Raw genomic sequence first — 8,414 nt, 5'->3', positions numbered from 1 at the left:
AACATAGATGGTTGGGTCTTTGCCTTTACGGTAAACAATCGCATCCTTAACACGACTATCTGCTGTTAAGGCTATAAGCTTGTAATAGGGCTCTGTCCCGCTACCATTGCCACCACGGGTATGAAGTTGAATACGTTCACGATATCTCTCATCACTTTCACCCTCCATGCGGGCAATACCATGCCAGTTTCCCAAAGCGTCAAGAGATTCACCGGTTGCAAAATCAAGAATGTTATTGCGTGCCGCTTCGTTAATACGCTGTCTTAAAAGCAACTCTCGATAGCTAAAAGCCTCAATGACTTTTACGGACGGATCACTTTCAAGAATGCTATATTCCGGCAAAAGCTCTTTTAAATGGGCAAGAGCAGCAGCGCGTATTTCTTCAAAAGAAAGTTCTGTGATGATTTCCGGTTTTGCAAGCAATCCATTCATTTTATCAATAATCCTTCCATGGTAACGGGCTTGCCGGATGGCAAATAAATACCTTCAAAGGACAAAGAAACTTGTCCAGCCTCACTCCATTTAAAATCAATGTTTTTCAGTTTAAAACGCGGTTCCCACTTATCTAAAGCCTCAGCAACAGCAGCATAAAGAGCAACAGCAAAAGCATTATTAACCGGTGCATCAATGAGTTCAGCAATGCGTGAACCATAGTCACGCCGCATTACACGTGAACCAATGCGTGTTGACAAAATATCAAGGATTGATTGGCGTAAATGATCAATACCGGATAAAGGCTTTCCTGTTGTGCGATCCATTCCACTGTTCAATTGGGACCTCCTGTCATCGAGCCACCAGGGGAAACACCTCCGTGAACATGGCTGTTTCCAATGTTGGTGCCGTTATGCTTTAAGTCACTAGAATGAAGAGCAATACCGCCATCACAATGGAGTGAAATTCCCCTGCCTGCTTTCAGAGCAATGGCTTTTTCTGCGTTTAAGTTCAGATCACCTTGTGCGGTAATTTTGATACCTTCTGGTGCTTGCAGCTCTAATTTCTTACCATCTCCTTTTATCGACACACCATCAGAAATCGTGAGATTAAACTTTCCTCCTGATGTGAGATTAAGGACATAGCTATTTTGTTCATCATCATATTCAATGGTGGTGCCATCCGGATAAAGTGTCTTATGGATATTGCCTTTATCGGCGGCTTGGTTCGCATCTGTATGAATGGAGCCAACAATCACCCCTTGTGATAAATCCCCTGATGACGAGATAACAACTACTTGCTCTCCAACATCACGCCCTTCATAAGAACAGGTTTTACCGGCGCGGGCTTGTGTATCTGGAATCCAGTCACTGATAAGACTGCCACTTTTTACTCGATAGCGTGCATTTTTATGGTCGACATGGCTAATTTTTCCCACCACCACCATATTGGCCACACGTCTCTTTAGATCTGTGATTTCTTTATCGCGCCGCTCTAACATGTCCACCTTCAATTTTATGGTATTTATCTTTATTTCCCACGCCTGTTTCTGGTTCAAAGCTTAAGAAAGGTTCAACAATTCTTGCTACACTGCCTTCTTCTTCATCCATGTTGGGGATATTTGTCATATAAATGACTTCAAAGGTTAAAATTGCACCATGGAGTGCTAGAGCGCCATTATCGCCAAAGGCAAAAGCAATATTTTGCAGGCGGCATGTTTCAACTGTGTTGTTGAGATTGGGATTAGCGTAGAAAATCTCCTCAACTTCCCATGCTAATTGGTCAACAAAACGCGCTCCATCTTCACATGTTGCATAACATTCAACATCTAGCGTTAAAACACGCCGCCTTACTCCATAATCATAGCCATCTTCAATCGTTTCACTTTGTGTTGAGATATTAATTGCAGGCGTGTTCTCAGGGGAAAAGTTGAAATCACGCATATTGAAAACGTTGTCACCAGCTGCCGTCTTTGCTGCTTTGATCAACGCAACAAATGTTTCCCTTATCGTCTCTCTCGGATGCATGGGGGCTCCTATTATTTAACATTTATCCTTTTCTTTATATTGGTATCGTGTTATGATACATAAAAGAACGAATAAAGGTGATTTGGTGATTGAATCTTTTGCTGATAAGCGGTGTAAAGATCTTCTAGAAGGCAATCCGCCCAGAGGCTTTCCCACCACTCTAGTGCGTATAGCCCAAAGAAAATTGTTTATGCTCGATAAAGCAGTTGATCTTAAAGATTTGCGCAGTCCTCCGGGAAATCGTCTAGAAGCGTTGAAAGGAGAGCGTAAAGGTCAATATTCTATCCGTATTAATGACCAGTTTCGTATTTGTTTTGAATGGCGCTCTAATGGCGCCTATGAAGTTGAAATCGTAGATTATCATTGATCTGTAGGAGGTCGAGATGAAAAATTATATAGCGATTCATCCCGGAGAAATTTTACGAGAGGAATATTTAAAAGAATATGCTCTCTCTGCTTATGCCCTTGCAAAAGCATTAAATGTTCCACGCACGAGAATAGAACGTATTGTTGCTGAAAATAGTCCAGTGACTCCCGATACAGCACTAAGATTAGCCTATTTTTTTGATACTACTGCTGAATTTTGGCTTAACATGCAAGCTGCTTATGACGTTAGTATCTTACAAACTGAAAAAGCAGACGAATTTGCCAAAATCAATAAATTTGGTTCATAAGCACGCAACAAAGAATCCATGCTATGCGGTAACTCTGAAGAACCAAAATCTGTAAGAATTGCCAAAATCTTTGTAATATTAGGCACGTCATTTTGAAGTTTTAAAATGAGAACCTTTTCTATTGCATTCATAGTTTGAACCAGAGCACTACAATCTTTGTCGCTCACATTTTCATCATTAGAAAATTGAGATAATGCCATCCACAAATCGCATAAAAAGTTAGTATCGATCTTCATTGTACACCTCCATGGATTTGTTCTCTCAAACATGCCAAACCTCTAGATGTGATTTTAGTTGAAGGCAGCACCTTCTCTGTTCCGTCCGGTCTTTGAATGGTGATAGCAGGGCAGTCCATAAAGCCTTTCTTTATTTTATCTTGATAAGGCAACAAAGGCGCCCCTGGAGCACGTCGATACACCCAATCATGTTTACGCAAATAATCGGTCAAATCTTTTGGTCGTACCTCTAACATCTTTGCTGCTTCAATAAGACCGAATAGACCATCCGAACGTTTTAAACCTTCCAAAGCCTTTGCTTTTGGAGTTAGTTCTACAATCACATGATCTTTCTGTTCAATTTGACTTTGTAAGTGATTCAAGACGCCAAGTAATGCTTCGGGTTTGGAGTAGTCAACTTGTGGTGTCACTACTTGTTTCAAAAGCCGTTCACATTTGATAAAGTATTGACGTGCTTCATGTCCTCTATCATTACGCTCGATCATGGAAAGGTGTTTAGCCATATCTAATGTAATGTGGTATTATTTTATTTTTCCACCGTTTTCTAAATTTTTAGAAAGCGTTATAAAGTTTATATTTTCCTGAAACTTACATTCTTTAATGCGATTTTTAATCCAGTCATTAAAGCGGGCTTTTATTTCTAAAAACGTATGCAAGTCACGAGCATTGACCGTTTGAATAGTCTCTTGATTAATTGTTCGTTCCGTAATTTTTATAAGAGTGTTCATGATGAACTCCTTATCGTTAGATGTTTTTCATTGACACTCTAAAGAGAGTGCCGGGCGCTGAAAAACACGGCGATAAGTCCGTCGTTACACTTTCCCCGCAAGGGTATTGTATAGTGCAACCACACCCGACAAAATCACTATATGCTATAAAGCATGTGATGAGTCAAAGTTTTTAAATTTCGGCGGGAAGAGATTATTTCGGTAATCTATCCGCTATTGGTTTAAGGTGTTTTTGAGGCACCTGATTCAATGATAGACATATTTTAAAAAAATATGATGAAAGCGTCTTTATTTTGTTTGCCGACTCACATTAAATCCATTCGCTTTTATTTATAGCGTAGGGGAGAATAATGCTCGACATACTTGATGTAATTGCAATAATCGTATGTTTGTTGTCGTTATCGGTGATGGTTGTCGGATTTGTTTTAGTGTGTATAAAAAAATGGCGCAAAAACGGATTGAAAATCTTTGGCATTGGAATTTTATTATTTCTCGGCTCTATAGTATTAGGTGCGTTTTTTTTTCACAAACTCAAATCAGATCAAGTTGCATACAATAATAAATTTTTTTCCTCTTCCTCGACTTTATTAATAAATATTGCTACTCAAAATGAAAGCGTGACACGGGCATTACTTGAGAATACTGATAAGCAAATCATTTTTACTCAAGATAAAAAATCAGATGAAAATGATGGACTAGGCTTTTGGGGCTGGTTTTGGTTAATCTTCTTGGCATTTATTGCATTATCTATTTTTGTTCATTGGCGTGATAAACGCAAAAAACGTTTTAAAGAAAAAGTTTTAAAGCAGGTTTTAATGCCTCCCCCCCATATCCATCCTTCTTCTGATTTATCAGTTGTTAATAAAATGTCGCCGAAACTTGAAAAAAAACGGTTAGAAAAGAGGGTAAAGATCTTTCTCCTTTGTACTCTACTGGTTGGAGGCATTGCCATAATAATAAGTATTTCACTATGGTTATTAGTACCAATACTTATCGTTTTAGCTTTGATTATTCCTGTTTATATTGCAAGTAAAAAGGAAAAACGCTTTGAAGAAGAAGTTGCTTTGTGGCAATCAGATATTCCTCCCTCTAATTTCGAGGAGGCATGTGAAATGTTTCAAGAACTTGACGCAAGTGAATATGATTATCGTTTAGTACAAAATGAAAAACTGTTGGGAGTTCAAGAATGCGTTACCTTCAATATTGGCGAAAATGCTTCACTTTTAGGACGTCTTTTAGTAACAAATCAAGCTATTGTATTTGAAAGCCCTGAAGATAATGAAAGGACTACTTGGGCAAGAATTGCATCAGTATCTATAACATATCAAGGATGTCACATCAGTCATCGTACTGGCGCACCATGGAATTACAGATTTAAGGCTATTCCAAATCCAAGGTTTGCAGCAATAATCCGAGCTCTTGGGCAGCCTTATTGATTTTTAAAGGTATACCATATAAACTTCCCTTACTTTTAGCCCCGCAAGATAAGCTTACACATACCGGATTCAGAAGCTTGGACATCTGTGATCACGAAGTGCTCTTGAGAAGAGGGGGATTTATTGTTTTCAGGTGAGATGATCATAACACTATCTTGAGGTTTTGGTGGTATTCCTCCGATATCATAATACAAACATCAAGTTCTTTTCGAGTACTGTTGTGGGGATTCTGCCACCAGCCTCCGATTCTGAATGTTTAATGGTGTAAATCGCTGTAATCCGAAACGATTGTTGATTATCCTTTCGTGTGTAGATGACGGGTTGCCCAAAGGTGTTGCGTACATCTTCAATCATTTTGTTGAGCAACCCGTGCCATTGCATGTTATTTGCCTCCACTGACCGCTTTAAAGAGCATTTCAGGGCGTGTGCAGATGTAAAGCGGATAGCTGTACACCGCAAGTTTGGCCCAGGTATTATGATCAGGATCTGGAATAAGAATGTTGTAAAGAGATTTTCCAATTGTATGAGAAAAATTCTCAGTTTCCGCTGGTGCAAAGGTTTTTTTGGAATACGCCAGGCGCATTAGCAGGAAAGAATTGGCATTCATCAGGCTTAATTCCTATGGCGCGTTTTGTTCCAGCTTTTGCACTCACATTATAGTTATGAACACTTCGGTAATTAATGAAAGTGACACCTGCAAAATCAAAACTCCCAAAGCTCCCAGAACCAATGGCACTTGGTGTTGCAACACCTCCAGCGCTATTGAGTGTTTGTGCAAGAGCTGTGTTGAGATAGGTTTCACGAACTGTTTTATGGTTTTTCAACTTGGAAAAGAATTCATTTCCACAAAGCCCAATAATCCGTGAACGATCAGAAAATGCGCCCTTTGAAGCCTCAATCATTCTCATGATGACTTGATCAACATGGTCGGCAACATTTGTTGTCTCAACATTGAGTTTAAAGTCAATCGGTTTTTGGGGTGTAATTTCCCATTCCTTGTACCAATCAACAATGACAGAACTATTGGCATCAAGCACCACACCTTGGACAGCGCCAAGTTGCATATTTTCCCATATCAATTCGATTTCAGAAATGAGTTTCTTTTGTTTTCCAGCAATATATTTCATTGCCGTTTCTAACTGATTTGCTGGACTCAATATATTCCATCCTTGGACTTCTTCTATTTTTACGGTATCACTTTTGACAATACACGTTGTTTGAAAAAATCGAAGGTGATCAGTTTTGTTATTGTTTGTACAAGACATACCGCGTTCACTTGTTTGAATAAGTGATATATCATGTCTCTTAATACCAACGATTGTTGTACTCGTCTCGATTTCTTCAAAAAGGTTGAGAGAACCGATAATACCAAGTTGAAACTCATAGTTTTCAATCGCTTTCATCATGGTAACAGCAGAGAAAGCATCCTGTTTAAAAAAGTTCATATCCATGTGCGTATTCTCCTATCGCAACAGTATTTTGTTATTGTCTTCTAAAGACTGAATGGCAGCACTTTTCTGTTCATCGGTGATGGCATCTGGCCATAGCAGTTCAGAAGCTTTCACGGTACTCAAGCGCGCTGTAATGACTGCGCGTTGATCTGCCTCTGTTACATCAACAGTGGCATAAGAAATCCCTGCCGGTATTTGACTGCCATCTGATAGTGCTGGATTAAGGGGAACATATTTTCCTGTTGCTGTTACTTTTCCCATAACAGTGCCGGCTTCAACAAATGCCCCTGACGCAAAAATCACTTCTTCATTGGACATATCCGTGTCATAGCGTCCAAGATAAGTGCCATTGCGAACATCTTCATAGAAAACTTGATTATTCATTTTATTGCCCTCCAAGCTGCTTCCCATTTTGCATAAATTTTTGTCTTGTTCGTCCCATCACTGTGGGGCGCTGTGGTCGAGAGTTTTAAAGAGGAACTTTTCGAGACAGCAGCAGATAAGACAACATTTTTAGCTTTCTCAACATTCATGCCGCTTTGAATGGCTTTTGCTGCATCAAAAGAAACACCTAAACGCTTTGCTTGCTTTTCAAGGTTTGTTAGTGCCTGTGCGCGTCTTCTTTCCTTTTCAAGAGCTGCTTTTATGGTTTCTTGCTTATCTTCGTTGTCTTTATCTTCCTCATCATCGTCGAAGTCTTCGGCATCTTCGTCAATGTCGAGAGTGTCTTCTTCGTCTTCATGGATGACGTCGACAATCTTTTCATCATCGTCTTCTCTAGCGCGATAGTGTGTGCGTGCCATGTGTTTTGTCCTTCTTTTATTGCTGTTGGGGGTGAGTTAATGGAAGCTGTTAAGGCTTCCAAAGCTTGCGCAAGGGTGCCTTGCGCATCTGCTAATCCAAGTTTGAGAGCTTGGTTGCCTATAAAAGTTTCTGCTTTGGTGTCGCGGATTGCAGCCGCACTCAGAGGTCTGTTTTGCGCAACCAAATCCACAAACATCTCGTAGAGCAGGGCGCAATCGGCTTGCATTTTTATCTGTGCTGTATCGCTCAAGGGTTCATGAGGGTTGCCATGAACTTTATGGTCCCCTTCAAAGACAAAGGTCCATTTATGTCCGTGTTTTTCATCTGCACGGGATTGGTCAAGATGGGCGCAAACAACCCCAATCGAGCCTACAACACCCGTGCGAGCAACCCATATTTGAGAAGCAGAACAGGCAATGGCATAAGCTGCAGAACAGGCAAACTCATTGGCATGCGCCCAAATGGGTTTGTTATATTTTTTTGAGAGTGCTTGAAACTCTTCAACCAAATCAAACACACCGCCGGCTTCTCCACCGCCGCTGTCAATATCCAGTAAAACAGCGCGAACATCAGGTTGTGCAATGGCTTCACGAAAAGAAGCCCTTAAACCTTCATAAGAGGTTAATCCCGATAAAGCCCCAAGCCATGCACCGCGGCGCACAAGCGTGCCATGAACTGGTAGTATAGCAATATTGTTTTGTACTACATAAGTTTCAGGTGGTCTGAAAGCTTCTGTATCCCCTTGTCCAAATGCTCTCACGGCAAACTTTTCTCCCTCAAAAAGGCGTGGTGCAAGAGCATTCAAAATGACATCAAGCTTTGTCGAGGCAAGCATATGAGGAACACCAAAAAGCCGGGATGCCAAAAACGGCATGTCAAGATTATTCACCATTTTTGTGTGCCTCGCTGCCTTGGTTGCTTTCATAAGTCTCAGAAGTCTCTGAATCTTCATCACCAATCGCTTGATTTTCACCAGAAGGTGCTGCCATATCCGTGTCAAAAGATAAGCCGCGCGCACGAGCATCTGTGTGTTCTTCTTGCAGTTCGGCATGAATGCTGTCGATATCAAAGCCCCGCTCGGCAAGTGCCATGCGTCGTGTTTTCAAGCCTGCACGGATTTCTTCTTT

General features: G+C 40.6%; 10 protein-coding genes and 5 pseudogenes. 3 read left to right on the top strand and 12 right to left on the bottom strand.

The window, feature by feature from the left end:
- The 4 genes and pseudogenes from PVV59_RS08915 to PVV59_RS08900 all read right to left on the bottom strand — a co-directional run.
- Positions 1-432: pseudogene (locus PVV59_RS08915) on the bottom strand (baseplate J/gp47 family protein); the annotation flags it as partial.
- Positions 429-770 carry a GPW/gp25 family protein gene (locus PVV59_RS08910; RefSeq protein ID WP_273755757.1) on the bottom strand — a complete coding sequence of 114 codons (342 nt, stop codon included), beginning with the start codon at positions 768-770 and terminating at the stop codon, positions 429-431. The gene PVV59_RS08910 and the pseudogene PVV59_RS08915, both read right to left, overlap by 4 nt.
- A complete protein-coding gene (locus tag PVV59_RS08905) occupies positions 767-1,432 on the bottom strand; it encodes a phage baseplate assembly protein V (RefSeq protein ID WP_273755756.1) in 666 nt (221 codons plus the stop codon). The genes PVV59_RS08910 and PVV59_RS08905 overlap by 4 nt, the downstream gene beginning before the upstream one ends.
- Positions 1,413-1,958, bottom strand: coding sequence for a hypothetical protein (locus PVV59_RS08900; protein ID WP_273755755.1), 546 nt, complete (start codon positions 1,956-1,958; stop codon positions 1,413-1,415). The genes PVV59_RS08905 and PVV59_RS08900 overlap by 20 nt, the downstream gene beginning before the upstream one ends.
- 52 nt (positions 1,959-2,010) lie before the next feature.
- Here PVV59_RS08900 and PVV59_RS08895 point away from each other — a divergent pair, with 52 nt between their 5' ends.
- Both PVV59_RS08895 and PVV59_RS08890 read left to right on the top strand, forming a co-directional pair.
- The gene (locus PVV59_RS08895; protein WP_273755754.1) at positions 2,011-2,325 is read left to right on the top strand and encodes a type II toxin-antitoxin system RelE/ParE family toxin; all 315 of its coding nucleotides are present in this window, start codon (positions 2,011-2,013) and stop codon (positions 2,323-2,325) included.
- A gap of 16 nt (positions 2,326-2,341) precedes the next feature.
- A complete protein-coding gene (locus tag PVV59_RS08890) occupies positions 2,342-2,632 on the top strand; it encodes a HigA family addiction module antitoxin (RefSeq protein WP_273755753.1) in 291 nt (96 codons plus the stop codon).
- On the opposite strand, the gene PVV59_RS08885 is transcribed toward PVV59_RS08890, so the two are convergent.
- Together PVV59_RS08885 and PVV59_RS08880 are read right to left on the bottom strand one after the other, a co-directional pair.
- A complete protein-coding gene (locus PVV59_RS08885) occupies positions 2,563-2,868 on the bottom strand; it encodes a hypothetical protein (protein WP_273755752.1) in 306 nt (101 codons plus the stop codon). The two genes, PVV59_RS08890 and PVV59_RS08885, sit on opposite strands and share 70 nt — an antisense overlap.
- Positions 2,865-3,596, bottom strand: a pseudogene (locus PVV59_RS08880) (antA/AntB antirepressor family protein). The gene PVV59_RS08885 and the pseudogene PVV59_RS08880 overlap by 4 nt, the downstream one beginning before the upstream one ends.
- A gap of 350 nt (positions 3,597-3,946) precedes the next feature.
- Here PVV59_RS08880 and PVV59_RS08875 point away from each other — a divergent pair.
- Positions 3,947-5,032, top strand: a complete 1,086-nt coding sequence (locus PVV59_RS08875) for a hypothetical protein (protein ID WP_273755751.1) — start codon at positions 3,947-3,949, stop codon at positions 5,030-5,032.
- A gap of 35 nt (positions 5,033-5,067) precedes the next feature.
- Here the strand turns inward: PVV59_RS08875 and PVV59_RS08870 are convergent.
- The 6 genes and pseudogenes from PVV59_RS08870 to PVV59_RS08840 all read right to left on the bottom strand — a co-directional run.
- A pseudogene (locus PVV59_RS08870) lies at positions 5,068-5,413 on the bottom strand (hypothetical protein).
- Position 5,414: 1 nt separating this feature from the next.
- A pseudogene (locus PVV59_RS08860) lies at positions 5,415-6,483 on the bottom strand (major capsid protein).
- A gap of 12 nt (positions 6,484-6,495) precedes the next feature.
- Positions 6,496-6,867: a head decoration protein gene (locus PVV59_RS08855; RefSeq protein ID WP_273755749.1), complete on the bottom strand. Its 372-nt coding sequence runs from the start codon at positions 6,865-6,867 to the stop codon at positions 6,496-6,498.
- A complete protein-coding gene (locus PVV59_RS09890; RefSeq protein WP_273755759.1) occupies positions 6,864-7,229 on the bottom strand; it encodes a hypothetical protein in 366 nt (121 codons plus the stop codon). The genes PVV59_RS08855 and PVV59_RS09890 overlap by 4 nt, the downstream gene beginning before the upstream one ends.
- On the bottom strand, positions 7,127-8,179 hold the full coding sequence (locus PVV59_RS08845; protein WP_273755748.1) for a S49 family peptidase: 1,053 nt from the start codon (positions 8,177-8,179) through the stop codon (positions 7,127-7,129). Before PVV59_RS08845 ends, PVV59_RS09890 begins: the two co-directional genes overlap by 103 nt.
- A pseudogene (locus PVV59_RS08840) lies at positions 8,169-8,414 on the bottom strand (hypothetical protein); the annotation flags it as partial. The pseudogene PVV59_RS08840 and the gene PVV59_RS08845, both read right to left, overlap by 11 nt.

This window comes from Bartonella sp. MM73XJBT.G (assembly GCF_028618435.1).
GTDB lineage: Bacteria > Pseudomonadota > Alphaproteobacteria > Rhizobiales > Rhizobiaceae > Bartonella.
Note: the sequence above shows the minus strand (reverse complement) of the source record. Positions and strands in the feature narration are given on the sequence as shown.